The following is a 25554-nucleotide window of genomic DNA, read 5'->3' as shown; positions in this document are numbered from 1 at the left end:
AGTAATGGTTGTATAGATATTTTTCCTAAAACATTCGGATTCAAACAATAATTCAGCTTTCGTCCAAGTTTAAGACGTATTAATATATTCCCACTTTTGCTATAAATTTAGCATCGCGGAGGGCAACCATGAAAAATCATGACATTCAACATTTATCAAAAATCGATAGTATAAGCTTCCGAAACGATTTAATATCCTGGTTTGAAAAAGAGCAAAGAGACCTTCCATGGAGAAAGGATCAGGACCCTTATAAGGTATGGGTATCTGAAATCATGCTGCAGCAAACCAGAGTGGAAACGGTTATCCCGTATTTCAACAGGTTCATTGACTGGTTTCCTACACTTGAGGAGTTTGCCGAAGCTGATGAAGAGAGGATTCTAAAAGCATGGGAAGGGTTGGGATACTACTCAAGGGTTCGCAATCTCCACAGTGCTGTAAAAGAGGTCCAGGAAACCTATAACGGGGTTGTGCCGGATACACCCGCAGAAATCTCAAAGCTAAAGGGTGTAGGGCCATATACGGCAGGAGCCATTTTAAGCATTGCCTACGGAAAAGCGGAGCCGGCGGTGGACGGAAATGTAATGCGGGTGCTATCAAGGATCCTTTTAATAAAGGAGGACATCGCAAAGCCAAAAACCCGTAAAATTTTTGAAGACGCTATAAGAGAGTTGATCGATCCTGCTAAGCCTTCGTTTTTTAACCAGGCATTGATGGAGCTTGGAGCGCTAATCTGCACACCGGGGGTGCCTGCATGTTTGTTATGCCCGGTTCGGGAGCATTGTTTTGCATTCCAGGAAGGGGTTCAGGCGGAACTGCCGGTTAAGAACCAAACGAGAAAAAGCAGGGACGTTCAGCTAGTGGCTGCGATCATCACGAATGAGAAGGATGAGTTTTTAATTCATAAACGGGCAGCAAAAGGATTATTGGCTAATCTATGGGAATTCCCTAACTTTGAAATCCATACACAGCTTTTGCCGAAGCGGAGTTTTTTTCAGGAACAGTTCGAAGCTGATTTCGGAGTAAAACCTTCCGTCGGTGAGTTTATTGCAAAGATCGACCACGTTTTTTCACACCTGGTTTGGAATGTGGACACATTTTCGGGAAAGCTTGCTCCCTTGATTGATAAGGACGTGATGGAAAGCAGCAAGTTAAGATGGGTAAGCGAGAAGGAAATGGAGGATTATGCTTTTCCTGTATCTCATCAAAAAATGTTTGCAGCTTATAAATCCGGGACAAAAAGATTGCTGTGATTTCTCAGGAAAAGGAGCGATGAAATACATCGCCCTTCGCAAAAAACAGTAGTTTCGAGGGTATTTGCCCCAGTGTGGAAGCACCGTCGCTTTTATTCAATCGCAATCGGATAACGGGCATGGGAGTTTTCGACAATCCGTTGTTCTCAGTCGTAGCTTACTTCAGTTCCATGCGTGTAATCAGCACTTTGCCTGTCGAGACCGCCGCGAGTTTCAATTTCCTCGACAATTTCGCGGTGGATGGTCTGTCCTTCTTGATTCAAATAAGGTACCATTTGTTGCAGGGAGTGATGGAAAAAGGCAAGCTCACTATTTTTCCATTCAGATTTGGATATAATTGATAATTCGGTCATATCACGGCCTACATACATAGTTAACACTCCTTTTCTCATTATTTTTCATTAGAAGCACGTTCTTTATGCATGTATTTCCATAAAGAAAACTCGCCGATTGGCGAGTCTGTAAAAGGCGAAGAAAGAGGCGTAGTTGCACTTATGCAGATAAGAAAGGATGAATAAACACATGTCACAGAAAGTAGCTTTAGTTACCGGCTCGAGCCGTGGAATTGGCAAGCAGACTGCTTTGCGCCTTGCTGAGGAAGGGTATGACCTCGTGATTAATTATGCCCGCAGCAAATCAAAGGCCTTGGAGGTCGCTGAAGAGATCGAGGCGCTTGGCAGAAAGGTTTTAATTGTGAAAGCCAATGTAGGGGACGTCCCTAAGATTAAGGGAATGTTTGAACAAATTGAAGAGTTTTATGGCAGATTGGATGTATTTGTTAATAATGCAGCATCAGGGGTTTTGCGCCCTGCAATGGAGCTACAGGAAACACACTGGAATTGGACAATGGACATCAATAGCAAAGCCTTCTTATTCTGTGCACAGGAAGCAGCAAAATTGATGGAAAAGAACAGCGGCGGGAAGATGGTAAGCATCAGCTCATTGGGATCGATCCGGGTTCTCGAGAATTACACCTCAGTCGGCGTTTCAAAAGCGGCTTTAGAAGCACTGACAAGATATCTGGCTGTGGAATTATCACCAAAGAACATTTGCGTAAATGCCGTTTCGGGAGGCGCGATTGATACAGAGGCATTGAAACATTTCCCAAATCGTGAAGACCTCCTTGCTGATGCGGCAAAAGAAACACCTGCCGGCAGAATTGTTGAAATGGAAGATATGGTCAATGCGATCATGTTTTTGATTTCGGAGCAATCAAGCATGATTCGCGGCCAAACGATAATTGTCGATGGCGGCCGTTCCTTGCTTATGTAGCCTTTGGATAATTTTAACTAAAAAAAATCGAATACTCCTCCCGTTAATGGTTACATTAATTAGCGTGGAGGTGATTTAAATGGCAAACAACAACAAACAAACTCAAGCTGGAACAAACGTCCAGCAAGTAAGACAACAAAACCAACAAGCTTCATCTGGTCAAGCTGGTCAAGGCCAATACGGAACTGAATTCGCTAGCCAAACGAATGCTCAGGAAGTAAAGAAACAAAACCAACAAGCTGCTCAAGGAAAAAGCCAGTCAGGTCAAGCTGGACAAGCTGGTCAAGGCCAATACGGGACTGAATTTGCTAGCCAAACGAATGCTCAGGAAGTAAAGAAACAAAACCAACAAGCTGAGCAAAAAAAACGCTAACACACGATAAGGCATCCTTCACAGGGTGTCTTTTTTGTTGAATTCTAGCTCAGATTGGTTGAATGCATTCACGTTGAATTATTTTGCTGCATCCTTGTTAGTTGATCAAATTGATTCGAACCGCAAATGGGATTGAAGAAGTTTTTCCAGATCCTATTCTTCAGGTTGAACGGCAAGCTCTTCAATTTACAGATATCCCTAACGAGAAAGCCCACTCCTTTAGGGGTGGATGAAAGTGAGGTCGAACCAGGCGTATCTTCTGATGCGTTACTGGTTCGATTTTTCTTTTTTTAATTTATAAATGCGTGGTCCAACTCCACCGTCTTTAGACGGTATAAGCTTTTAGCCTTGAACTTATGTGTCCATACTTGAAGTGTGAGGTGAAAGTATGGACGGCTACCAAAAAAGTGGTCATGTAGTATATGACATCAAGTTTCATGTTATATGGGTGACAAAATATAGATATAAGGTTTTACGAGGTCCGATTGCGGTAAGAGTAAGGGAGTTAATCAGACAGGGCTGTGAAGCAAGGGGAATCTCGATCATACAAGGAAGTGTAGGAAAAGATCACATCCATTTATTGCTATCATGCCCACTAAGTCTAGCAGGTGGTCGTTTAAGGGTGCTTTAATAGAAGATAGACTGAGCTGTTAATGCAAAATCATTGAAATTAACTTGTAGGAAAAATATTAGGAAACAGAGTAATGTTTTATTCAAAAGTAATGAATCAAATGTGGTAAAATTAAACTAATTAATAAGCAGAAAAAGGTGGTGAACGATTATGTTAGAACAGGACGACAATCCGAAGGAAAGAAAATTTGCTTGGGTGGATAAATGGGCGAAGATGACAGGAGAACGTGCTAGAATTGATGCGAAAGTAAATAACACATATATCGTTTATAAAACTAAGAATGGGTTAGTCAAAGAATATCCTAATGGTGAAGTAATACCATTTAACGCAATGGATCAGGAGGATGAAAATGAGTGAAAATTATCACTCGGTAATGTATGTATTCGCGGGCAATAACGAAAGTGGAAAAAGTACATTTCGCAACCTATTAATAGATAAGTTAGGGGTTGAAATTAATATTGACCCTGATGGTATCGCTCGGCGAATTGATCCGTTAAACCCAGAATCAAAAAGGTTAGAAGCTGGTAAATCAGCAATAAAAATGGTTAAAGAGTGTATCAAGGAAGGCAATACATTTTCAATTGAAACGACTCTTGCTGGAAACACTGCTATAAATCAAATGAAATCGGCTAAAAAAGGCGGATTTGAAATAACAATGTTTTTTCTTGGTTTAGAGGATGTAAGACAGAATATTGAACGAGTAGCCTTACGTGTTAAAAATGGAGGTCACCATATTCCGACTGAAGATATTCTTAGAAGACATACTAAATCAAAGAAAAATCTTATTAATAATCTTGAACTGATAGATAATCTGTTAGTTTTAGATAATAGTAATTTGGACGGTGAACTTATATTAGAATCGGTGCAAGGAACTGTAACTTTTGAAGCAGATAATATCCCTGAGTGGGTAGATCCTATCCGGAAAAAATTAAAATGAATTTTTATGTACACTTCCTGTTCAATAAACGGATGCGATTGCTGCATAAGGCGGTTGCCGTTACTCAAGTAAAGGTGCAAATAGTTCAAGAACGATGGGTGCAATGAAAGAAATTTAGAGGTGCGAAAATGTTTTTAAACGATTTTATGAATGATAATTTCCCGAACTTAGAACTTAGACCACCTTTGTTTTATAGTTGGTAAATTGGGCTATAAATATATTACTTGACTTTTCTTTTTAGGTTTTATGCAATGCTACTGATATAAGGAAGAGAAAGCAACGACAATGGAACTCCAAAAAATCTCCTCTTTATTGCTTGCCTCAATCATTAAATCTAACATATACAGGTACGACGAAGGGAAGAGTATACCATTTAACATTCGATTGAAGAGTATAGTTTTTAGTATTCGACAAAACTTCCACCCGCTCAACAATATAAGTCAAAGGATAATTGATACCAAGGAAGAATACATAGACCATGATAAAAAAATAATCATTGGCGAGGTGCGGGTAGATGAAGGAATTTGACAGGCTGATTAATGAACAGTTGAAAACAATGGACAAGCTTTTGTTTTTGCAGTCTGAAATTGAAAGATGCCAGGAGATTGAGCAACAGCTGAGGTCTTTGCAGGAACAAACCGAAATTGAGCCGATAAATGAAGAGATTATAAGGATGAAAAAAGAGCTGTCTGGAATTCAGGATATATTTGAACAGCAAACAGAAGAAGTCATTCGATACTATCAGGAGGGTCAGGCAGCGATTTTGTGAAAGATAAAAAACAAAGTGCTCAGTAAAAGAAAAAACGTATGTATGGTTAATCTGGCCAGTGATAGGCAAAAGTCTGATTGTTAATGAATTCTTCCTACTTTTTGGATAGGGTTCCATGCAAAAACGGGCTTTTTTGCAAATTTTCACTGCCGGGTTAACCTCTTTTGTTTTAAATTCTGTTATAAATCGCTATAATAAAGGAATATAAGAGAAATTGGATAAGCTTTATGTACTTGAACGAATTAAAGTTCTATTATCTATTAACTTAACAGTCGTCCTAGGAGAAAGTAGGGGAGAAAAAACATGGGGATTCCCACTGAAGGAGGAAAAATCCCAATCCACAGTTATAAACATGATGGGCTCATCCATAGAGTCTGGGAAGAAACCACCGTATTAAAAGGGACGCAGAATCTAGTCATCGCGGCAAATGATCGGACAATGGTCACTGAATCGGATGGAAGGACCTGGATCACCAGGGAGCCGGCTATCTGCTATTTTCATTCTAAATATTGGTTCAATGTAATTGGAATGTTGAGAGAAGATGGCGTTTATTATTATTGCAATCTAAGTTCTCCGTTCATCTGCGATACCGAGGCACTAAAGTACATTGACTATGACCTGGATATTAAGGTGTTTCCGGATATGACCTTTAATTTATTGGATGAGGATGAATATGAACGGCATCGAAAGGAAATGAACTACCCGGATGTCATTGATAAAATTCTAAAACGGAATGTCGATTATTTAATTTATATGATTCGCCAGCGGAAGGGACCTTTTTCTGCAGAATTCATTGATTCATGGTATGAACGTTTTTTAACCTATCGTTAATAGGTAAGAGGACTGGCCTGTTGTGAACATCAACAGGTTTTTGTTTGGCCCCTAGGCCGGGGTTTAGGCCATTTTTAAGCAATAAAAAAACACATCAGAAAAATCGGGGGAATTATGTGGACAGCATAAGGAGATATCTGCAGTTTGTTAAACCGTATAAATGGCAAATTATTGGGACGGTCTTTATTGGCTTAATTAAATTTGCCATCCCTCTTTTACTTCCAATCTTAACGAAATACGTATTGGACGATATCGTAGGTAATGACAAAATCTCAACGGCAGTAAAAACAGAAAAGCTGTATTGGGTTATGGGCATCATGCTTGTAATATTTGTCGTTTTGAGACCACCGATTGAATATTATCGCCAGTATTTTGCCCAGTGGACAGGAACCAAAATCATATATGATATTCGTAATCAGTTATTTACACACATTCAAAAATTAAGTTTTAAGTATTATTCCAATACCAGGGCCGGTGAAGTGATTTCGAGGGTCATCAACGATGTGGAACAAACGAAGAACTTTGTGATTACAGGATTGATGAACCTTTGGCTCGATATCGCGACGATTATTATTGCTATCGCTGTGATGTTTACAATGGATATTAACCTGACAATTGTATCGTTAGTATTAATGCCATTTTATGCGTTTTCCGTCAAACACTTTTTCGGAAAACTAAGGGCCATTACAAGGATCCGCTCACAGGCGCTCGCAGATGTCCAGAGCCATCTTCATGAACGTGTCCAGGGGATGCCGGTTATTAAAAGTTTTGCGATTGAAGACTATGAGCAGGAGCTGTTTGATAAGCAAAATAGAAACTTTCTGGATAAGGCGCTTGAGCATACGAGCTGGAATGCAAAGTCATTTGCCGTTGTAAACACCATCACGGACATTGCTCCTTTACTTGTGATCGGCTATGCCGGCTATGAGGTCATTCAAGGCAACATGACGGTAGGAACGATGGCTGCCTTTATTGGCTTTATTGACCGGCTTTATAATCCGCTGCGCAGGCTGGTCAATTCGTCGACGACAATGACTCAGACGCTGGCTTCGATGGACAGGGTCTTTGAGTTTATTGATGAAAAATATGACATTGACGATAAGCCAGGTGCTACGGAACTTAAGCATGTTGAAGGAAATGTCAGCTTTGAAAAGGTTACATTCGCTTACGATGAAAAAGAGAAAGCCGTTCTGAAGAATATCAATCTGAATGTGCAAAAGGGTGAAACGATTGCACTTGTTGGTATGAGCGGCGGCGGTAAATCATCGCTCGTAAGTTTGATCCCCCGTTTCTATGATGTAAATGAGGGATGCATATTACTGGATGGAACCGATATTCGCGAATATAATGTCCGCAGTTTGAGGGACAAGATTGGAATGGTCCTTCAGGATAATATATTGTTCAGTGAATCTGTAATGGCCAATATACTAATGGGTAAACCGGATGCCTCGGAAGCAGATGCAATAAATGCAGCCAAGGCAGCAAATGCCCACGACTTTATTATGGGTTTTCCAGAAGGCTATGATACGAAAGTGGGAGAAAGGGGAGTTAAGCTTTCAGGAGGACAAAAACAGCGCGTGGCGATAGCGCGGGTGTTTTTGAAGAATCCGCCTATCCTGGTAATGGATGAAGCTACATCTGCTCTGGATCTCGAGAGCGAACACCTCATTCAGGAAGCACTCGACAAACTGGCGAGGGACAGGACGACTTTCATCGTAGCCCACCGATTATCGACGATCACCCACGCTGACAGGATCGTTCATATTGAGAATGGGGAAATTGCGGAAATGGGGACGCATGAAGAATTGATGCGAAAACAGGGGCATTACTATCGATTATTCCAGGTGCAGCTGCTGGAGTCCTGATTCAATCATCAATAGAATAAAGAAAAGTTCCGGAAATCTGTTAAGAATTCCAGTTCCTCTTATTTTGAGTGCCCAGAAAGCCTAGCTGGCGCGTAAAGCCCAATCCTTTTAAAAAAGCCCCGAACATATGATAATGTTCGGGGCTTTTTTTTCTTTATTGTGCGGTATAACCACCATCAAGTACGACAGCCTGCCCTGTAATGCCACGGGCTTTTTCGCTTGCAAGGAAAATTGCATAATCAGCAATTTCAATGACATCTAGCAAACGTTTTTGTGGGACCAATGGGTAAATGACATCTTCGAGGACACTTTCCAGTGGTACTTGTCTCGTTCTTGACAGGTCTTCAAGCTGTCCGCGTACAAGTGGAGTGTCCACGTATCCTGGGCAAAGGGCATTAACTGTGATGCCTGAAGAAGCACATTCTAGGGCTGCAACTTTTGTTAAACCAATAACACCATGCTTAGCGCTGTTATAGGCAGCTTTGTTGGCAAAACCAATCAGACCGTTGATGGAAGCAACATTGATGATTCTTCCAAATCCTTGTTCTTTCATTATCGGCAATACATGTTTGATGGCGATAAATGGAGCCGTTAACATAATTTTGATCATGAGTTCGAACTTTTCAGTAGGGAACTCTTCAATCGGAGAAACATGTTGGAGACCGGCGTTATTAATAAAAATATCGACACGTCCAAATTTGTTTTTTGTTTGTTCAATTAGCTGGATAATGTCTTCTTCTTTTGTTACGTCGGCTTTAAGACCGATGACGTCTAAACCATTGTTTCGAAGTTCTTCAGCAGACTCCTCAACAGTTTGTTCATTAAGATCGGATAGTACTACTTTTGCACCGTTTTCAGCAAATACTTTCCCAATTTCAAAGCCGATTCCTCTTGCTGATCCAGTAATGATTGCTACTTTATGTTTAACCATTTTACATTCCTCCAATAAAAAAATGTAATGGTTTTCTGCTAGGAAATGAACAATGCTAAACATATATATACAAAAAATTTAAAATTAGGGAAAGAAAGCTAATTATGTTTTAAAATTCAGGGAAGGTTTATTCTTTAATTGATGGGGGGTAGGTTATTAAAAAAAAGTGTACCATAATTCTTAAAATTCTTAAAGAACTTTATTAAAGTTCTTATAATTCTCAGTTTTGGCATGACTTTTGCATGCAATAATCGTGAACACACTATTTCTAGAAAGGGGAGTTGTAATGATCAAACAAATTACAGTCATTGGCTCTGGCGTGATGGGAAGTGGCATTGCGCAATCCTTTGCGGTCGGTGGATATTCTGTGGTGGTCAATGATATTAAGCCAGAATATTTATCGAGAGCAGAGGGATTGATTTCCGATAATCTATCATTGCTGGAAAAAGAAGGCGTGTTAACGGAACAAGAGAAGCAGAACGCTCATTCTGCTATTACTTACACGTGTGATTTGGCGAAGGCAGTTCGAGAGGCTGATTTTATCGTCGAGGCCATTCCAGAAGTGATCGAGATGAAGTGGAGACTTTATCAAGAATTAGAGAGGCTGATGAAACAAGAGGCCGTTCTTGCTTCTAATACGTCAACCTTTCCGATTTCTCGCTTAGCTGAAAAAACTCCTATTGCGCAGAGGATGATAATCACCCATTTCTTTAATCCAGCTCATCTCGTTCCTTTGGTTGAAATTGTGAAGCATGATCTTACAAAACCGGAAGTTGTTGAGGAGACACTTGATCTGATTCGAAGCATCGGTAAGTCTCCTACTCTGTTAAAAAAAGAGATACCAGGATTTGTTGCGAATCGGCTTCAGACGGCTTTGATGAGAGAAGCTTTTTATTTGTTAAAAGAAGGTGTAGCGAGTGCTGAGGATATTGATACGGCCGTAACCGCTGGTCCGGGTTTTCGCTGGGCATTCACTGGACCGATAGAAATTGCAGACTTTGGCGGACTTGATACATGGAAAAGAGTGTTTGATAATGTCGCACCAGATTTAGATCAAAGCATCGAGGCGCCTGCTCTCATTCGCGATTTTGTCGAGCAAGGTAAGCTGGGAACCAAATCAGGTGAAGGGATCTATAACTATGAAACTATTTCTGTTTCCCAGAAATTGAATGAAAGAGATCGTCATTATATTCAACTTGGAAGAATTAAAAGGGAGGAAGTATAAATGAGAGAAGTAGTGATTGTAGGAGCAGCAAGAACACCAGTTGGTTCGTTTGGAGGCAGTCTTGCCAGTGTATCAGCAGTGGATTTAGGGGTTGTCGCGGCTAAGGAAGCAATCAAACGAGCAAATATATCACCCGAGATAATTGATGAGGTATTAATAGGGAATATTTTATCAGCGGGTTTAGGACAAAATGTTGCCCGTCAAGTAGCTATTCATGCTGGGTTACCGGAAACAACCCCAGCTTTGACTGTAAATAAGCTTTGTGGTTCCGGGCTTCGTACGGTTATTATGGGGGCACAGTTTATCGCGCTTGGAGATGCTGATGTGATTCTTGCAGGGGGCATAGAAAGCATGAGCAATGCTCCATATGTACTTCCTAATTACCGGTTTGGACAGAAAATGGGGAATGCACAAGTCATCGATTCCATGATTCATGACGCATTGACGGATGTCTTTAATGACTATCATATGGGAGTAACAGCGGAAAATATTGCCGAACAATGGAAGATTAGCCGTGAAATGCAGGATGAATTTGCACTGAATAGCCAACGGAAGGCAGAAAAGGCACAGCTTGCAGGACGTTTTGATGAGGAAATTGCACCGGTTGAATTAACTAAGAGAGGCAAAACGGTTGTGGTAGATCAAGATGAGCATCCACGCCACGGTTCGACGATCGAACAGCTTGCCAAGCTGCGCCCTGCATTTAAAGAAGGTGGTACAGTAACAGCAGGAAATGCATCTGGAATCAATGATGGCGGTGCGATGCTTGTGTTGATGGCAAAAGAAAAAGCGGAGGAGCTTGGCCTTGAAATTATCGCAACCGTTGCGTCTTATGCGAACGCGGCACTTGATCCCAAAATAATGGGATACGGGCCTGTACCAGCAGTAAGAAAAGCATTAGCAAAAGCAAATCTAACGGTGGATGATATTGATTTATATGAACTGAATGAAGCTTTCGCAGCACAGTCCCTCGCAGTACTTAAGGACCTGGAATTGGACAAAAATAAAGTGAATGTGAATGGTGGTGGGATTGCACTAGGTCATCCAGTAGGAGCAACTGGTGCGCGTATTTTAGTAACTTTACTATATGAAATGAAGCGTACAGGATCCAAAAGAGGACTTGCTACCTTATGTATTGGCGGCGGACAAGGAACGTCATTAATTGTAGAGAGACATTGATCCCAGCCGTTTCTCCTTCTTTTCTCTATGTTATAATGAGTGGAACAACTTAGAAATAACTAAGGAGAATGGGTATGGCTATTAATGATCAAACTATTCAATTAGCAATCCTGAAAGCGATATTGGAAAAACTACCATTTGGAGTGTTAGTAACCAGAAATGAAAGCGATATCGTTCTGTGCAGCCGTGTATTGTCCGAGTCTCTTTCAGAAAATCAACGAGATCTTCAAATGTCGATGATTATCAGAAAAGATCTCACTCCTGGAGTGAATACGCCAATCCAGTTAAACGGGAATCATGGTATCGTCAGAAAAGAATTTATCAAGGTTTTGGAAGAGGGCTACCAGCTTTACCTCTTGTTATGATGTTGAAACAAGGAAAAATTGTAGGGGCAGTCGGGAAAATTTTATTTAAAAATGTTGGGCAGTTTACTGCTTTATCTAAACGAGTAAAATCCCTGGAAGTTGAGTTAAAAAAGTATAAAGGGGATTTTCGGGAAAGAAACAAGGCTTCTTATACGTTTGATCATTTGATGGGGAAAAGCCCGGCTTTTATAGAGGTGAAAAATCGAGCGAGAAAAGCAGCAAAAAGTGACTCTAACGTATTGTTATTAGGAGAAAGCGGAACAGGTAAAGAGTTGTTTGCTCATTCCATCCATAATGATAGCAGCCGTGCGATGGGTGTTTTTGTCAAGGTAAACTGTGCTGCAATACCTGCAGAGTTGCTGGAGTCGGAGCTTTTTGGATATGAAGAGGGTTCCTTCACAGGTGCAAAGAAAGGCGGAAAAGCAGGGAAATTCGAAGCGGCAGACGGCGGAACCATTTTTCTTGATGAAATAGGGGAATTGCCTATGCATATGCAGGTAAAATTATTGCGTGTTTTACAAGAAAAAGAGATTGAACGTGTAGGAGCTGCAGGCAGCACTCCGATCGATGTGAGGGTAATCGCTGCCACAAATCGTAATTTAGAAGAAATGGTTCGTAAAGGCGAGTTTAGACTTGATCTATATTACCGTTTAAAGGTTATGGAAATCACTGTTCCACCTTTGAAAGAACGAAAAGAGGATATTAAAATTCTAGTACACCATTTTATGGATAAGTACCAGCAGATCATGAAAAAACAAGTGAAAGGGATAAACGATCATGCATTGCGTTTACTTACCATTTATTCGTGGCCGGGGAATATACGAGAGTTAGAGAATATCATTGAACGTGCTTTAAATATCGGAGATGAGGGAGAAGTTATCACGTCTGAACATCTTCTTGAGGAAATAACCGGTCATAAACAAATGACTCCGGTTCGTTCATTAGCTGAAGTGATGGAAGAGACAGAAAGGAATACGATTTTAGCCTGTTTAGGAATGACGCAAGGAAATAAATCCGAAACGGCTAAGCAATTGGGCGTCAGTCGTACTACCCTTTATGAAAAAATGAATAAATATGGATTGTTATCTTAGAAATGGTTGTCTCAGGAAGAAGATCTCGTACTTCCAACCCTTTATCAGGTTGTAGAAAGTTGCGAAGTTTTTTATGTGGATATAGTCTTTTTTAAAAAAATGAAGGTGTGTCAGGAAATCCTTACATAAAAAAACGAGGAAATAGTCATTATGTAAGGGTAACCGTACAGTCTTTTTTGTTAGCGCTTTCTTAATGTCGAAAAATCTGAACAGTTACTTCGATTTATTTTCTATGAAAGGGTATGTTTCCTTGTTGATTGAGTATTCTTTTCAATAAAAAGCGATTTTAAAATAAAAAAAATTATTTTAAGGAATTACGTCCACATATGGTTGGGTTATTTTAGACTTGGCACAAGATTTGCATAGTAAAAAGGTAGAATGGTTTATCTGCTAGATAAATAGTTTTGCAAGCATGTCGATAGTGTAAATATTGTAAGCGCTTGCGATAGTGAGGGGAGCAGAACGATTCATAATTTTTGTAACATCCCTATTCAACCGTGACTTGGGGAAGGCAGGTTTGAACAGGGAAAGCTAGTTTAAAGAATCATGAATTGCTTGATTAGTTGAAGCTTTTGGGGGATAGGGATGTTTTAGAGAAACAAAGGGGGAATTAGATTGGCATTACAAGTTTTTGCCATCGTACTGGCACTTGGTTTATTGATGTTTTTAGCATACCGGGGTTATCCGGTCATTATTATCGCGCCGCTTGTTACATTGCTGGCTGTTGTTTTATCTGGAGGTCTTTTGCTGCCGAGCTATACGGAAACATATATGACAAATGCAGCAAACTATATAAAATCATTTTTCCCAATCTTTTTATTAGGAGCCATTTTCGGGAAAGTGATGGAGATGAGCGGTGCAGCAGCATCGATTGCTCAAACCATTGTAAACAAATTGGGTACAAAGCGGGCAATCCTAGCTGTTGTGTTAGCTTGTTCTGCGTTGACATATGGCGGGGTTTCCTTGTTTGTAGTTGCGTTCGCTGTTTATCCATTTGCAGCTGCAATTTTTAAAGAAGCAGATATTCCTAAACGTCTGATTCCAGGAACAATCGCACTTGGTGCTTTTACCTATACGATGGATGCACTTCCTGGAACGCCGCAAATTCAAAATATCATTCCTACGAATTACTTTGGAACAGATGCTTATGCAGCTCCATTAATCGGAATTCTCGGTGCAATCTTCGTTTTCGCAGGAGGGATGATCTGGCTGGAGCGCCGTCGTAAGCAGGCATTGGCTAAAGGTGAAGGATACGGAACAGGTCATAGTAATGAACCGGAAAGTGTCGACATTGCAACGCTTCCAAACTTTTGGCTGTCGATTGTGCCGCTTGTACTGGTCATCCTATTTAACTATTTGTTTAGCCGCAGCGGGTTCTCTGTTAAGAGTTGGTACGCTCAGACCGAATTAACGGACTTATTTAATATTGCAGATGTAAGTACAGTGACATCTTCTTGGTCATTAATTTGTGCACTGACGATTGGAATTCTCGCAGCGATGCTTCTCAATGTTGGCCGCATTAAAGTGAAGCTTGCAAGCGGATTAACAGCAGCTGCTATGGGTTCGTTACTTGCCATTTTCAACACGGCATCTGAAGTTGGATTTGGGAATGTTGTGAAGACATTGCCTGGCTTTAAAGCGATTCAAGACTCGGTGTTCAATGCCAGCAGCAACCCGCTCGTTTCCGAAGCGATTGCTGTAAACGTTCTTGCGGGTATTACCGGCTCGGCTTCCGGCGGGCTGTCGATCGCATTGGAAGTAATGGGAAGTCATTATTTGCAGATAGCACAAAATGTCGGCATTACTCCTGAAATGCTTCACCGGATTGCTTCAATGGCGTCCGGCGGTATGGATACGCTTCCACATAACGGAGCAGTAATCACTTTGCTTGCAATTACAGGGCTGACACATCGCCAATCTTATAAAGATATTTTTGTGATTACGATCTTGAAAACTGCGGCAGTATTCCTTCTTGCTTTTGCTGCTTCACTATTTATCCCGGCCTAACAGGCTGTAATATCGCACCTCAATTTTTATGTGGGATTCAGGAAAAAGAGGTGGGGGATAAACAGCCAGTAAAGCCCCGATTGGTTCAACTAACTATCAGTGAAAACCCCACTGATGGAAGTTTCACCTTATCTAAAAATATGTACAGAACAAGAATGGAGATGGAAAAATGGGAAAAGTCATATCATCATTAGACGAAGTAGTTCAACAAATTGAGGATGGTGCAACAATCGTTGCTGGCGGCTTTGGATTATGTGGAATTCCAGAAAAGCTGATTAGCAGTTTGCGTGATAAAGGAGTTAAGGATTTAACGGTTGTCAGTAACAATTGCGGGGTTGATGACTGGGGATTAGGTCTGCTTCTGGAAAATAGACAAATTAAAAAAATGGTCGCTTCCTATGTGGGAGAAAATAAACGGTTTGAACAACAATTTTTAAGCGGCGAACTTGAGGTTGAGCTTGTTCCTCAGGGTACACTTGCTGAACGCTTACGAGCAGGGGGCGCAGGAATTCCGGCTTTTTATACAGCTACAGGGGTGGGGACAGAAGTGGCTGAAGGAAAAGAGCATAAAGAATTTGATGGAAAAACGTATATTATGGAAAAAGGAATTGTTGGGGATTACGCGTTTGTAAAAGCATGGAAAGCCGATCCTTTTGGCAATCTTGTTTTCAGGAAAACAGCACGGAACTTTAACCCTGTAATAGCTACAGCTGGAAAAATTACAATTGCTGAGGTGGAAGAAATAGTAGGCATTGGTGAGCTGGACCCAGATGGAATCCATACATCTGGCGTGTACGTTCAAAAGGTTTTCGTTGGAGAAAATTATCAGAAACGAATTGAAAAGCTTACAACAGCTAACTCATAAAGGGGAGGGTTTTTTATGACTGGAAGAAAACTAATTCTAGAACGCGCTGTAAAAGAAATCCAAGATGGGATGTGTGTAAACCTAGGAATCGGGATGCCGACCTTAATCGCCAATATGATTCCGGAAGATGTTGATGTAATGCTTCAATCTGAAAATGGATTGCTTGGAATTGGTGCCTACCCGAAAGAGACCGAAGTGGATCCTGATTTGATTAACGCAGGAAAAGAAACGGTAACGGCAAAAGCAGGCGCTTCCTATTTTGACAGCGCTGAATCATTTTCGATGATTCGTGGCGGGCATATTGATCTTGCCATCCTTGGTGGTATGGAGGTTTCCGGAAATGGAGACCTGGCAAACTGGATGATTCCCGGGAAAATGGTAAAAGGAATGGGCGGTGCCATGGATTTAGTGCAAGGTGCTAAACGAATTGTCGTAATCATGGATCATGTGAACAAACACGGTGAATCCAAGGTGAAGAAGAATTGTACTCTTCCTTTAACAGGTCAAGGTGTCGTTCATTGCCTGATCACGGACCTGGCTGTTTTTCATTTTACCGACGCAGGAATGGAATTGGTTGAACTGCAAAATGGAGTAGCACTAGATGAAGTAAAAGAGAAAACGGAAGCGGATTTTACGGTGAGCGAATCCTTGAAACAGTTGGATTAATACAGATCCCACACCAAGATTCCGTTAAGTTGAACATATATAAATCAGAGAGTCGAACGCCGACTCTCTGATTCTACGAGTGTCTATGAAAACTTTAGGAGGAATCGATGTGAAGGCAATAATTTCATTTTCAAATAGACTGATGCAAAGGTATATGCCTGACCCATTTATACTTGTAATTGTGCTTACTTTTTTTGTGATCGGACTTGCCATGTTTTTGACAGACAGCACACCTGTTCAAATCTTAGGATACTGGGGAGACGGTTTCTGGAACCTGTTAGAATTTTCCATGCAAATGATTTTTATTGTGGTAACAGGACATGTTATGGCGAGTAGTCCATTTTTTAAAAAATTATTGGGAAACTTAGCCAATGTACCAAAGTCACCGGGTCAAGCGATTATCCTTGTTACCCTTGTGGCTCTGATTGCATGCTGGATCAACTGGGGATTTGGTCTAATTATTGGAGCGTTGTTTGCAAGAGAAATTGCTAAAAAGGTAGATGGTGTGGACTATCGATTGTTAATTGCAAGTGCTTATAGTGGGTTTATTATATGGAGTGGGGGGCTTTCTTCATCCATCGCATTAACCATTGCCACTCCAGGTCACTTTACAGAAAATCTTATAGGTGTTGTTCCAACAAGTGAAACTCTTTTTTCAACATTGAATTTAGTCCTTGTTATCGGACTAATTATTTTAGTTCCTATTATCAACCGACTAATGATGCCGCCAAAAGAACAAGCCTTTATAATTGATCGCAATCTATTAGAAGAAGCGGATGTTATGCAATCAGGCACAGTAGAGCAAAGTGAAATGACACCCGCTGATCGTTTGGAAAACAGTAAAATACTGTCCGTGCTTATTGGTTTATTAGGTCTTTCTTTTTTAGGATATTATCTCGTTACTAACGGACTTTCTATTAATCTTAATATTGTTAATTTTCTATTCCTCTTTATTGGAATAATATTGCATAAAACACCAAAGCTATTTTTGGAAGCAGTTACAAGTTCAGTAAAAAGTGCAAGCGGAATTATTATTCAGTTTCCATTTTACGCGGGGTTAATGGGTATTGTAACGGCTTCAGGACTAGTTGGGGTATTATCCAATGCGTTTATATCTTTTTCAAATGAGAATACATTTCACATGTTTACGTTATGGAGTGCAGGTCTTGTAAACTTCTTCGTCCCTTCAGGCGGAGGACAGTGGGCAGTCCAAGCTCCTGTTATGTTGGAGGCTGCGCAAAATCTGGGGGTTTCCTTATCAAAAACAGCGATGGCTGTTGCATGGGGAGATGCCTGGACGAATATGATTCAACCGTTTTATGCATTGCCAGCTTTAGCAATTGCAGGTCTGAAAGCAAAGGATATCATGGGCTATGGTTTGATAATCATGTTTATAACAGGGTTCTTTATTTCTGCAGTCTTTTATTTCTTATGATACGATTTATTTTCACTTTATCCAGGCTTCAACGATTATGTTGAGGTCTTTTTTTTTGTGTGTCTGACATGGGTATAGCCTATAGGGTAAGAGTCAATAGGGAAGGGTAAACAAAAGGATGTCTATTAGCTTTTGAATGATTGTTTGGAATAAGAATCATTTTGCTATGTAAAAATGTTAAGTCTATTGTAAGATTTTTTGACAAAGTTAACGGTATGCTAATGTTCTTATGGTTTATCTATTGAATTAGGTAAATTCTATACAACCCTTATCCTTTTTGTGTTACAAATATGTATGTTTGTAAGAGAAAATACATAGCTAAGGAGTGAAAAGATGGTCCACGAGAAATGGTTAGAAGAAATGAACTCTAAGAAAATGAGCCGGCGTTCCTTTTTAGGAGCATCAGGAAAAACAGCTTTTGCAACAGCAATATCGTTTACAATTCCTTATTCTATTGAAAATAAAAAAGCAGACGCTTCATTTACGTTTACCGAGAATCCCTTCACTTTAGGTGTTGCGTCAGGTGACCCATTACCTGATGGGGTTGTGTTATGGACCCGATTGGCTCCAAATCCACTCGCGGAAGACGGATTAGGTGGAATGACTAATATAAATATCCCGGTACACTGGGAGGTTGCCGAGGATGAATCGTTTAAAAAGATTGTACGCAGCGGGACAGAAGTGGCTGCACCGGAGCTAGCGCATTCCGTTCATGCAGAGGTGCATGGTCTCGGAGCAGGAAGGGAATATTATTACCGCTTTAAGGCTGGCAATAAGATGAGCCTGATTGGTAGAACGAAAACGGCCCCGGAATATGGATCACATATAAAAAATCTTACATTTGCGTTTGTTTCATGCCAATCATGGACTGGCGGGCGTTATGCAGCTTATAAAAACTTGGCTGAAGAGAACGTCGATTTTGTCGTACACCTTGGAGATTATACATACGAAAAGAGAGATACCGAAACGCTGGCTGATTTCCGCATTAATCATGCGCTTTATAAGACATCGCCCGATTTGCGGGCTGCGCATGCGAAGTTTCCTTTCATTGTCACGTTTGATGACCATGAAATCGAAAACAACTGGGCGAAAGATGTCTCCCAATCGGACCGGGAGGAATCAAACGAGCGCGAGCGTTTTCTTGCTTTGCGAGCGGCTTCTTTTCAGGCTTACTACGAGCACTTGCCTCTTAGGGTCCGCTCAAAACCACAAAATGGGCAGATTCTTCTATATCGGAAGTTCACATATGGAGACCTAATCGAGTTCAATGTGATGGATACCCGCCAATACCGTGATGATCAAGCAAGTGAAGGGTTTCCTGGAGGCCCGCTAGCCCCTGAGGCTTCAGATCCAGCTAGAACCATGGTGGGATCTGAACAAGCGGAATGGCTATTAAAAAGTCTTTCTCAATCACGTGCACGCTGGAATGTATTGGCCCAACAAACAATCATGGCCCAGTTCGACTACGACACAGGCGAGGGGATTTCGGTCAATCATGACCAGTGGGATGGCTATAGAGCTGATCGGGACCGTATCCTGAAATTTATCGAATATCGACGTCCATCAAATCCAGTTGTCATCAGCGGAGACTGGCATTCGAGCTGGGTGAACGATTTAAAGAAGGATTTTAATAATCCTCATTCTAAGACGTTGGCCACCGAGTTTGTAGGGACGTCGATTAGTTCAGGTTGCGGGTGGAAGGATGATGTCGAAGCGGCACTTTCTGTCAATCCGCATATCAAGTTTTTTAATGGAGATTACCGTGGTTATGTGCGTTGTCAAGTGACACCTAAATCGTGGCAGAGTGATTATCGTGTTGTATCTTCTGCAAGTAATCCGGACGCTACTGTGAGCACGCTTGCCTCATTTATTGTGAAAAACGGCAAACCAGGGGCTTTACGTATTGGTGGAGTGGATGTGTCAAATATCGTCGCAAATACGATGTTCTCCGGTAAGCCAAGCCCAGTTTCAGTAACACTTAGCAACGGAACGGCAAAAGCAGTCGAGGTAGACGTGAGCATAAATGTTCCGAAAAATTGGAAAAGCGAGAGAGTAACTATCGTTCTTGAACCATCTGGATCTTCAACGGTTGAGGTGATGGTCATTCCTCCAGCTCAAATCCCAGTGACTGAAAAACTTAGTCTAGAAGTAAATGCCGGAAAAAAGACGCAAGTGTTTGGCGCTTCCCTTGACTTCGAGGCTGTCTCTGTACCATCTGGTGACACGCTTTTGCTTGCACTTGATTCTGGAAGTGCGACAAGTGCACTTTTGCCGTCTTTCTCTAGATTATCCCCTGAAGATATCTGGGTTGCTGCAAAAGGATACGGGTGGATCGGAACAGCGCCATCTGCCAGAGACAGAAATAAGCTTGATGAGTTGCAGCGTGATTTTACCCTTTCCAGAAACACGCCAACGATACTTAGACTAGCCGTGCCATCAGGTGTTCATAGGATTTATATCCTAACAGGGGATGCCTCGTATGCATCAGGTAATACAGTGATCAGATCTGAAGGCAGATTGCTTGCCGAATCTGGAGGAGAGTTTAATCCGGGACAATTTAAGTGGATTCCATTCGAACTCGATGGAGGAATGGAAGGAAGAGAAATTGATCTTGAAATTACCGGTGCACTAAAGGATGGATATTGGCGCATTGCGGCTTTGGTCATGTTACCGTGATAGACGTTTCGAATGAGTTTATGCTGTCATTAGCGGAAAAAGGTCATTACTCATAATATGAAACCCTTCTGAATTTAGTATAATCCAAGGATTTTTTGCAAATGATTGCTTTAGGTATGTGGACTACTGAATAAAAAAATCCTGAATTCTTAGCAGAATTCAGGATTTTTTTAGTTTTTTTGCTTATTGCTAAGTGCCTTCAGTGTTTCACGATAATCATCATCATTCATTATTTGTTCTTTTTTACTCTCTTGTTTAGGTTCAAACGATTCCTGACTTGTACTTTGCATCTTTTTCAAGGCGAGACGATAATCCGAATCCTTCATTTTATGCTCGTCATTGTGCTCGATTACTGCCTGGGTGGCCTTATTATTGTCCTCTGTAGAAGGTGAGGATGTTACATCTTCTGGCTTATTACCTATAGGTGGCGAATCTATATTAACAGACTCACTTTTACGCGGTGAAACAGCGCGCATGTTCATCGTCACTAAGCCGACAGCAACTAAGACTGCAATGATAAGAAAGATGATCATTGCCATTCTCTATCAGTCCTCCTAGCGCTCATTACTAAATGATTTTGTTACATCAGCAACACGTTCTCCTAATGCTCTCCCTAAAACGAGGCCTTGTTCTGAAATGACCTCAGTACTGTCAGGAGGGCAGGGAACGCCCACTCCATAATAGGAACCGTACAATGCGTTTTCCGGAATGCTGCCAGGCAGTCCAACCACGATCATCCCTTGATGAAACATAGGAGTAATCAGGTTCAGCATCGTCGCTTCAATTCCTCCGTGAGTAGTTGCAGTCGTACAGAAAACAGCCCCGATCTTATTGACCAGTTTACCATTGGCCCATAAGTAACCAAGTCTATCGATCCATGACTTCAACCCGGAGCTTATGGTCCCAAAGTGGCCCGGACATCCCCAAATGATTGCGTCCATTTCAGAAAGTTTATAAACATCGGCTGTGCTTACATGGTCAATATATACCTCGGCACCGTTGACTCTTGCGGCACCCTCGGCAATTGATTCAGCAAGAGCTCTTGTATGTTCACCTTCACTGTCATAGACAACGTAAATTTTCATGTGTGCAAACCTCCTAGCAATTGATGTGACCCACAATCTTACTTTGATTCATTAATAGGTGAAGGAAGCAATGGTATCTCTTTTCTCCGTTTTGCTTCTTCGCGTTTTTTATCCTTACGTACGTCACGTAAAAACAGGCTTAATACAAGACCTGCTACGGCAAAGCCGGTTGCCCAGAAAAAGGCATCATTTATGCCGAGGACGTTTGATTGTAATTGAATTTGTCCGGAAATTAACGTCATCGCAGTCTGCCGTGCCTGTTCAGCTGTTTGGTGCATCGATTCCATGATCGACTGTACGAGAGATTGGAAAGTTTGAGCAAAAGCCGGGTCGGTTGTACTCATTTCATTTCCCAGCGTAGTTGCATGGAATGCTGTTCTATTTGTATAAATGGTCGTTACCAGGCTTGTTCCAATGGCGCCGGTAACTTGTCGGATCGTATTTGTCATAGCTGTGCCATGAGCGTTCAAGCGCTCTGGCAACTGATTCATGCCCGCGGTCATAATCGGCATCATTAACAGGGACATACCGAGAGAACGAATCATATAGATGACCACTAAAGTGGAATATCCTGTCTCCGGAGTCAACTTCGTGAACTCATACGTAGTCAGAACGGTAATAACCAATCCAACAATCGCAAGCGGACGAGGACCAACCTTATCAAATAATACACCAGATATAGGTGACATGGCCGCCATAACGAGTGCACCCGGCAGCATCAACAGTCCTGATTCCAGCGGTGTGAATCCGCGCAGGTTTTGCAGATAAATTGGAAGTAAAAATAACCCGGTGAACATGGCCACTGTAATAATGGCGGAAATGACATTTGATAACGAAAACATATCATATTTAAATACCCTGAAATCCAGTAATGGCTTTTCTGATTTAAGCTGTTGAATTACGAATACAGTAATCGCTGCAAGGCCGATAACAATCGTTGTTAAGACGATTGGATCAGTCCAGCCGTTGGAACCGGCTTCACTGACACCGTAAAGAAGGGATGCAACCCCTAAAAGCGATAAAAACGCACCTAATAAGTCCAGTTTGACCATTTTTGGTTCTAGAAGATTTTTCAAAGTGAACAAGGCAATGATGATTACGATTATACCGAGCGGAACCATGCCATAAAACATCACTCTCCAGCTGTAATGTTCGATAGTCCATCCAGAAAGAGTCGGTCCAATTGCCGGGGCAAACATCATTGCGAGGCCGAAAATCCCCATCCCTCTACCGCGTATTTCGGGAGGGAAAATAAACATGATGATTGTCATGACCAATGGCTGTAAAATTCCGCCTCCTGCAGCCTGGATTAAACGGCCGATCAGAATCACTGTGAAAGTTGGTGCGATTCCACAAATAAATGTACCGATCGTAAAGAGTGTCATTGCCAGAATGAACAAGCTACGTGTTCCAAAGCGTTCAATCAAGAATGCGGATAGTGGGATCAGCGCACCGTTCACGAGCATAAACCCGGTTGAAAGCCATTGGATAGTGGTAGCGGTCACGTTAAAATCCGTCATCATTCTAGGCATAGCGACGCTTAAAAGCGTCTGGTTCAAGATTGCGATAAACAAACCAAGCATTAAGATGCTGAGCAGCGGGATATGTTTCCTTATTCCATGATCATTGGTATCGACGGTTTGGGAAGCCATTTAGACAACCTCCTTTCCTAATTACATAGAACTCGTCCATCATTTTGTGGAAATCTTCACTTCTGCGTTCATTCCAGGCAGAACTTTATCAGATGGGGCCTTAATGGAAACTTTTACAGAAACCTTTTGAGTTACTTTTGTATAGTTGCCGCTTGCGTTTTGTTGAGGCATTAATGAAAACATGGAATTAGTCGCATAGCCGATATTTTCAAGTGTTCCTTCGTATATCGTATCTGGATCTCCGTCCACTGTAATATCAACACTGTCACCTTCTTCAATGTCCTGAAGATCCGTTTCTTCAATATTGGCTGTAATATAAAGATTATTCATATCAATAGTTTGTGCCAATACCTGCCCCGGCTGTACCATCTGATTATCATTTGCTTGCTCTTTAACAACTGTGCCATCAGCTGAAGCGGTGATGTTCATCGATGTTTCCCCGCCGGAAATCTTTCCTACATTTGCATCTTTATTAAGCTGGTCTCCCTCTTTAACACCCCAGTCAGTCAACTTTCCAGCATTAGGTGCAACTATGGTAGTCATATCCCCAGCTACTTTTGCCTCATCAGTATTTACGTAGTTTGCGCTCTGGTAATAGTAGTAGCCTCCTCCTGCCACCAGTGCAAAAATAATGATAATTCCTATGATATTAATAAGAATTAAGCGCCCTTTACTCATTGTTTTTTCTCCCTTCGAATCGTTCGGAATTCAAATATTTTGCTTGCATGTAAAATTCAATGTAGATGAATATTGCTTATCTGATCTGAATTAATTTCGCGAATGTACGTAACCATATACGGCCGTCTTCATTCAAATCACGACGCTCCCTTCAATATAATATTTAATAAAGTTAAATATTAACCGACATAACTATAGTCGTCAACAAGAAGTTATTTTACCAGATGAATATTTTTTTGTCACTAATAAACATTTTCCTGTGAAGAATCTTTACAAATTACAAGGCGCTTCCGATTTTTTCTAAGAGTATTTGACAATTATCAGCAATTTATTTGCGTTTAAAATAGAGAATAGATGTCCTTTGAGGGAGTGAGCAGGCTGGATTTTGAGTGGGATGTTACCAATGATATTGAAATGGGTATTTTCCGAATTAGAAAGAAGCTTCGGACTGTTGTGGAAAAAAACCTTCAGCCATTTTGGGTTAACGAAGAAAAATAACAAATCCTATTTTAATAGGTTCATAATTAGAAAAAGGCAGCTCCAGTTATCGGAACTGCCTTTTTCTAATTATAGAATGAAGTTCATGTCAGCTTTGCCATATGAGGCTGCCTTTAGCTGTTGTACGGCTGCTAATCCACAATATCATATTCAACAGAAACTTCATTCTCATTTTTATGAAAGGCTTGAAAGTTGTTGATTAGTTTTTCGAGATGTTCCAATTGTTCATCATATTCAATGATCGCTGAAATGAGAGGGACAAGGCGGGTGGCGATATCCTTTTCCTTGCCTTCTTCGTATTTCTTTTTTTCAAGCTGGGAAAAGAAAAATGATAGAAAATCTTTTCGGCTTAAACCATGATTGTTATATTCATCAATACAGCTTAGACTTTTAATTTTTCCGACATACTTTAGCAGGACCTGTTCATGCTGGTGGATTAGGCTGTCAAGCTGGTGTTGTATTTGCGCCTGAAATTCTTCGGACATTAGAGTGATTTCATTTTCAAATTTGTGTATTCGTTTTAACGTTTCGTAGGACTTCTTTGTCGTAGTGATCATTTGCCTGTAGATGACTAATTTTCGTGACTTAGAAAGATTTTCTTTCTTAAAGTAAGCGTGCTCTTCCTTATACATGGAATATACCTGTTCCAGCTTTAAAAGATTACCCTTAAGCCTGCCGATATCTTTTTTTAATAATGTATGCTCTGATGCATGCCTCGTGCTGATGCGAATCCACTTGAATATATCTTCAGTTATATCAGAAATGCGGCCATACAGCTTTGTTTCATATTTCGGAGGAATAAAAACGAGATTAACGATGAACGATGACAGAATTCCAAGCAAAATGGATGAAAAACGTATCGTTGCAAACTGTAAAAAGTCCCCTTGCTGGCTTTCCATGATGGCGATAACCGTTACAATGGAGAGGACCAGGCTTTTTTCCGTTTTCAACTTCAAATTTATCGTGATCACAATCACAACTGCCAAACCGATAATAAAATAATGATTGCCAAATAATAGTACGAACATCACGGCTACGATGGCTCCGACCAGATTGCCCTGTATCTGCTCAATGACCGACAGATAAGACCGGTAAATCGTCGGCTGAATCGCAAATATTGCGGCAATTCCGGCGAACACAGGAGTAGGGAGGTGCAGAAGCTGTGACAAATAAAGAGCCAGAACAATAGCGATTCCCGTTTTAATTATGCGGGCACCAAGCTTCATATCAATATGTCCTTTCTTTCTTTTTCAGACAAAAGTAATGGAAATTT

The 25554-nt window shown here is 41.1% G+C and carries 25 protein-coding genes; 18 read left to right on the top strand and 7 right to left on the bottom strand.

What is annotated here, in order from left to right:
* Positions 1-128 precede the first annotated feature (128 nt).
* Positions 129-1250: an A/G-specific adenine glycosylase gene (mutY, locus tag ELQ35_RS21120; RefSeq protein WP_126867155.1), complete on the top strand. Its 1122-nt coding sequence runs from the start codon at positions 129-131 to the stop codon at positions 1248-1250.
* Positions 1251-1396: 146 nt separating this feature from the next.
* Here the strand turns inward: mutY and ELQ35_RS21115 are convergent, their stop codons facing one another.
* Positions 1397-1621, bottom strand: coding sequence for a hypothetical protein (locus tag ELQ35_RS21115; protein ID WP_126867154.1), 225 nt, complete (start codon positions 1619-1621; stop codon positions 1397-1399).
* 151 nt (positions 1622-1772) lie between these two features.
* Between ELQ35_RS21115 and fabL the strand changes: the two genes are divergently transcribed.
* From fabL to ELQ35_RS21075, 8 genes are all read left to right on the top strand, one after another.
* Positions 1773-2522, top strand: coding sequence for an enoyl-[acyl-carrier-protein] reductase FabL (gene fabL / locus ELQ35_RS21110; RefSeq protein ID WP_126867153.1), 750 nt, complete (start codon positions 1773-1775; stop codon positions 2520-2522).
* Between the two features lie 79 nt (positions 2523-2601).
* A complete protein-coding gene (locus ELQ35_RS21105; protein ID WP_126867152.1) occupies positions 2602-2895 on the top strand; it encodes a gamma-type small acid-soluble spore protein in 294 nt (97 codons plus the stop codon).
* 388 nt (positions 2896-3283) lie between these two features.
* A complete protein-coding gene (gene tnpA, locus ELQ35_RS21100; protein WP_221884994.1) occupies positions 3284-3526 on the top strand; it encodes an IS200/IS605 family transposase in 243 nt (80 codons plus the stop codon).
* Between the two features lie 150 nt (positions 3527-3676).
* On the top strand, positions 3677-3883 hold the full coding sequence (locus ELQ35_RS21095; protein ID WP_126867151.1) for a hypothetical protein: 207 nt from the start codon (positions 3677-3679) through the stop codon (positions 3881-3883).
* Positions 3876-4463 carry an ATPase gene (locus ELQ35_RS21090; RefSeq protein WP_126867150.1) on the top strand — a complete coding sequence of 196 codons (588 nt, stop codon included), beginning with the start codon at positions 3876-3878 and terminating at the stop codon, positions 4461-4463. The genes ELQ35_RS21095 and ELQ35_RS21090 overlap by 8 nt, the downstream gene beginning before the upstream one ends.
* A gap of 514 nt (positions 4464-4977) precedes the next feature.
* Positions 4978-5232 (top strand): YgaB family protein, encoded by a 255-nt coding sequence (locus tag ELQ35_RS21085; RefSeq protein WP_126867149.1) that lies wholly within the window; start codon positions 4978-4980, stop codon positions 5230-5232.
* Positions 5233-5535: 303 nt separating this feature from the next.
* Positions 5536-6063: a nucleoside tri-diphosphate phosphatase gene (gene ntdP / locus ELQ35_RS21080; protein WP_126867148.1), complete on the top strand. Its 528-nt coding sequence runs from the start codon at positions 5536-5538 to the stop codon at positions 6061-6063.
* Between the two features lie 116 nt (positions 6064-6179).
* Positions 6180-7928, top strand: coding sequence for an ABC transporter ATP-binding protein (locus ELQ35_RS21075; RefSeq protein ID WP_126867147.1), 1749 nt, complete (start codon positions 6180-6182; stop codon positions 7926-7928).
* Between the two features lie 154 nt (positions 7929-8082).
* Here the strand turns inward: ELQ35_RS21075 and ELQ35_RS21070 are convergent, their stop codons facing one another.
* Complete coding sequence (locus ELQ35_RS21070; RefSeq protein WP_126867146.1) at positions 8083-8859, bottom strand: 3-hydroxybutyrate dehydrogenase; 777 nt, start codon at positions 8857-8859, stop codon at positions 8083-8085.
* A gap of 286 nt (positions 8860-9145) precedes the next feature.
* Here ELQ35_RS21070 and ELQ35_RS21065 point away from each other — a divergent pair, with 286 nt between their 5' ends.
* The 9 genes from ELQ35_RS21065 (at position 9146) to ELQ35_RS21025 (ending at position 20368) form a co-directional block, all read left to right on the top strand.
* Positions 9146-10084 (top strand): 3-hydroxyacyl-CoA dehydrogenase family protein, encoded by a 939-nt coding sequence (locus tag ELQ35_RS21065; protein ID WP_126867145.1) that lies wholly within the window; start codon positions 9146-9148, stop codon positions 10082-10084.
* Entirely contained in the window at positions 10085-11263 is a 1179-nt protein-coding gene (locus ELQ35_RS21060) for an acetyl-CoA C-acetyltransferase (RefSeq protein WP_126867144.1), read from the top strand.
* A 74-nt stretch (positions 11264-11337) separates the two neighbouring features.
* Positions 11338-11628, top strand: coding sequence for a hypothetical protein (locus ELQ35_RS21055; protein WP_126867143.1), 291 nt, complete (start codon positions 11338-11340; stop codon positions 11626-11628).
* A 2-nt stretch (positions 11629-11630) separates the two neighbouring features.
* Positions 11631-12719 (top strand): sigma-54 interaction domain-containing protein, encoded by a 1089-nt coding sequence (locus ELQ35_RS21050; RefSeq protein WP_246026168.1) that lies wholly within the window; start codon positions 11631-11633, stop codon positions 12717-12719.
* Positions 12720-13334: 615 nt separating this feature from the next.
* Positions 13335-14726 (top strand): GntP family permease, encoded by a 1392-nt coding sequence (locus ELQ35_RS21045; protein WP_126867141.1) that lies wholly within the window; start codon positions 13335-13337, stop codon positions 14724-14726.
* Between the two features lie 169 nt (positions 14727-14895).
* Complete coding sequence (locus tag ELQ35_RS21040) at positions 14896-15591, top strand: CoA transferase subunit A (RefSeq protein WP_126867140.1); 696 nt, start codon at positions 14896-14898, stop codon at positions 15589-15591.
* Positions 15592-15606: 15 nt separating this feature from the next.
* On the top strand, positions 15607-16257 hold the full coding sequence (locus ELQ35_RS21035; RefSeq protein ID WP_126867139.1) for a 3-oxoacid CoA-transferase subunit B: 651 nt from the start codon (positions 15607-15609) through the stop codon (positions 16255-16257).
* A gap of 109 nt (positions 16258-16366) precedes the next feature.
* On the top strand, positions 16367-17692 hold the full coding sequence (locus ELQ35_RS21030) for a short-chain fatty acid transporter (RefSeq protein ID WP_126867138.1): 1326 nt from the start codon (positions 16367-16369) through the stop codon (positions 17690-17692).
* A 333-nt stretch (positions 17693-18025) separates the two neighbouring features.
* Complete coding sequence (locus tag ELQ35_RS21025) at positions 18026-20368, top strand: alkaline phosphatase D family protein (protein ID WP_126867137.1); 2343 nt, start codon at positions 18026-18028, stop codon at positions 20366-20368.
* Positions 20369-20538: 170 nt separating this feature from the next.
* Here the strand turns inward: ELQ35_RS21025 and ELQ35_RS21020 are convergent, their stop codons facing one another.
* The 5 genes from ELQ35_RS21020 to ELQ35_RS21000 form a co-directional block, all read right to left on the bottom strand.
* A complete protein-coding gene (locus ELQ35_RS21020) occupies positions 20539-20907 on the bottom strand; it encodes a hypothetical protein (protein ID WP_126867136.1) in 369 nt (122 codons plus the stop codon).
* 15 nt (positions 20908-20922) lie between these two features.
* Positions 20923-21453: an NAD(P)H-dependent oxidoreductase gene (locus tag ELQ35_RS21015; protein WP_126867135.1), complete on the bottom strand. Its 531-nt coding sequence runs from the start codon at positions 21451-21453 to the stop codon at positions 20923-20925.
* Positions 21454-21491: 38 nt separating this feature from the next.
* Entirely contained in the window at positions 21492-23105 is a 1614-nt protein-coding gene (locus ELQ35_RS21010; protein WP_126867134.1) for a DHA2 family efflux MFS transporter permease subunit, read from the bottom strand.
* A 39-nt stretch (positions 23106-23144) separates the two neighbouring features.
* Positions 23145-23783 carry a biotin/lipoyl-containing protein gene (locus ELQ35_RS21005; RefSeq protein WP_126867133.1) on the bottom strand — a complete coding sequence of 213 codons (639 nt, stop codon included), beginning with the start codon at positions 23781-23783 and terminating at the stop codon, positions 23145-23147.
* Positions 23784-24412: 629 nt separating this feature from the next.
* Positions 24413-25507 carry an FUSC family protein gene (locus ELQ35_RS21000; protein WP_126867132.1) on the bottom strand — a complete coding sequence of 365 codons (1095 nt, stop codon included), beginning with the start codon at positions 25505-25507 and terminating at the stop codon, positions 24413-24415.
* Between the last annotated feature and the right edge of the window lie 47 nt (positions 25508-25554).

It is taken from the genome of Peribacillus cavernae, assembly GCF_003989135.1.
Classification (GTDB): Bacteria; Bacillota; Bacilli; order Bacillales; family DSM-1321; genus Peribacillus; species Peribacillus cavernae.
The sequence above is the reverse complement of the archived record's forward strand: the minus strand, read 5'-3'. Positions and strand labels throughout refer to the sequence as shown.

Coding starts and splice junctions, on each gene's coding strand:
- mutY (WP_126867155.1), top strand. CDS start 129: ATGAAAAATCATGACATTCAACATTTATCAAAAATCGATAGTATAAGC.
- ELQ35_RS21115 (WP_126867154.1), bottom strand. CDS start 1,621: ATGTATGTAGGCCGTGATATGACCGAATTATCAATTATATCCAAATCT.
- fabL (WP_126867153.1), top strand. CDS start 1,773: ATGTCACAGAAAGTAGCTTTAGTTACCGGCTCGAGCCGTGGAATTGGC.
- ELQ35_RS21105 (WP_126867152.1), top strand. CDS start 2,602: ATGGCAAACAACAACAAACAAACTCAAGCTGGAACAAACGTCCAGCAA.
- tnpA (WP_221884994.1), top strand. CDS start 3,284: ATGGACGGCTACCAAAAAAGTGGTCATGTAGTATATGACATCAAGTTT.
- ELQ35_RS21095 (WP_126867151.1), top strand. CDS start 3,677: ATGTTAGAACAGGACGACAATCCGAAGGAAAGAAAATTTGCTTGGGTG.
- ELQ35_RS21090 (WP_126867150.1), top strand. CDS start 3,876: ATGAGTGAAAATTATCACTCGGTAATGTATGTATTCGCGGGCAATAAC.
- ELQ35_RS21085 (WP_126867149.1), top strand. CDS start 4,978: ATGAAGGAATTTGACAGGCTGATTAATGAACAGTTGAAAACAATGGAC.
- ntdP (WP_126867148.1), top strand. CDS start 5,536: ATGGGGATTCCCACTGAAGGAGGAAAAATCCCAATCCACAGTTATAAA.
- ELQ35_RS21070 (WP_126867146.1), bottom strand. CDS start 8,859: ATGGTTAAACATAAAGTAGCAATCATTACTGGATCAGCAAGAGGAATC.
- ELQ35_RS21065 (WP_126867145.1), top strand. CDS start 9,146: ATGATCAAACAAATTACAGTCATTGGCTCTGGCGTGATGGGAAGTGGC.
- ELQ35_RS21060 (WP_126867144.1), top strand. CDS start 10,085: ATGAGAGAAGTAGTGATTGTAGGAGCAGCAAGAACACCAGTTGGTTCG.
- ELQ35_RS21055 (WP_126867143.1), top strand. CDS start 11,338: ATGGCTATTAATGATCAAACTATTCAATTAGCAATCCTGAAAGCGATA.
- ELQ35_RS21040 (WP_126867140.1), top strand. CDS start 14,896: ATGGGAAAAGTCATATCATCATTAGACGAAGTAGTTCAACAAATTGAG.
- ELQ35_RS21035 (WP_126867139.1), top strand. CDS start 15,607: ATGACTGGAAGAAAACTAATTCTAGAACGCGCTGTAAAAGAAATCCAA.
- ELQ35_RS21025 (WP_126867137.1), top strand. CDS start 18,026: ATGGTCCACGAGAAATGGTTAGAAGAAATGAACTCTAAGAAAATGAGC.
- ELQ35_RS21020 (WP_126867136.1), bottom strand. CDS start 20,907: ATGGCAATGATCATCTTTCTTATCATTGCAGTCTTAGTTGCTGTCGGC.
- ELQ35_RS21015 (WP_126867135.1), bottom strand. CDS start 21,453: ATGAAAATTTACGTTGTCTATGACAGTGAAGGTGAACATACAAGAGCT.
- ELQ35_RS21010 (WP_126867134.1), bottom strand. CDS start 23,105: ATGGCTTCCCAAACCGTCGATACCAATGATCATGGAATAAGGAAACAT.
- ELQ35_RS21005 (WP_126867133.1), bottom strand. CDS start 23,783: ATGAGTAAAGGGCGCTTAATTCTTATTAATATCATAGGAATTATCATT.
- ELQ35_RS21000 (WP_126867132.1), bottom strand. CDS start 25,507: ATGAAGCTTGGTGCCCGCATAATTAAAACGGGAATCGCTATTGTTCTG.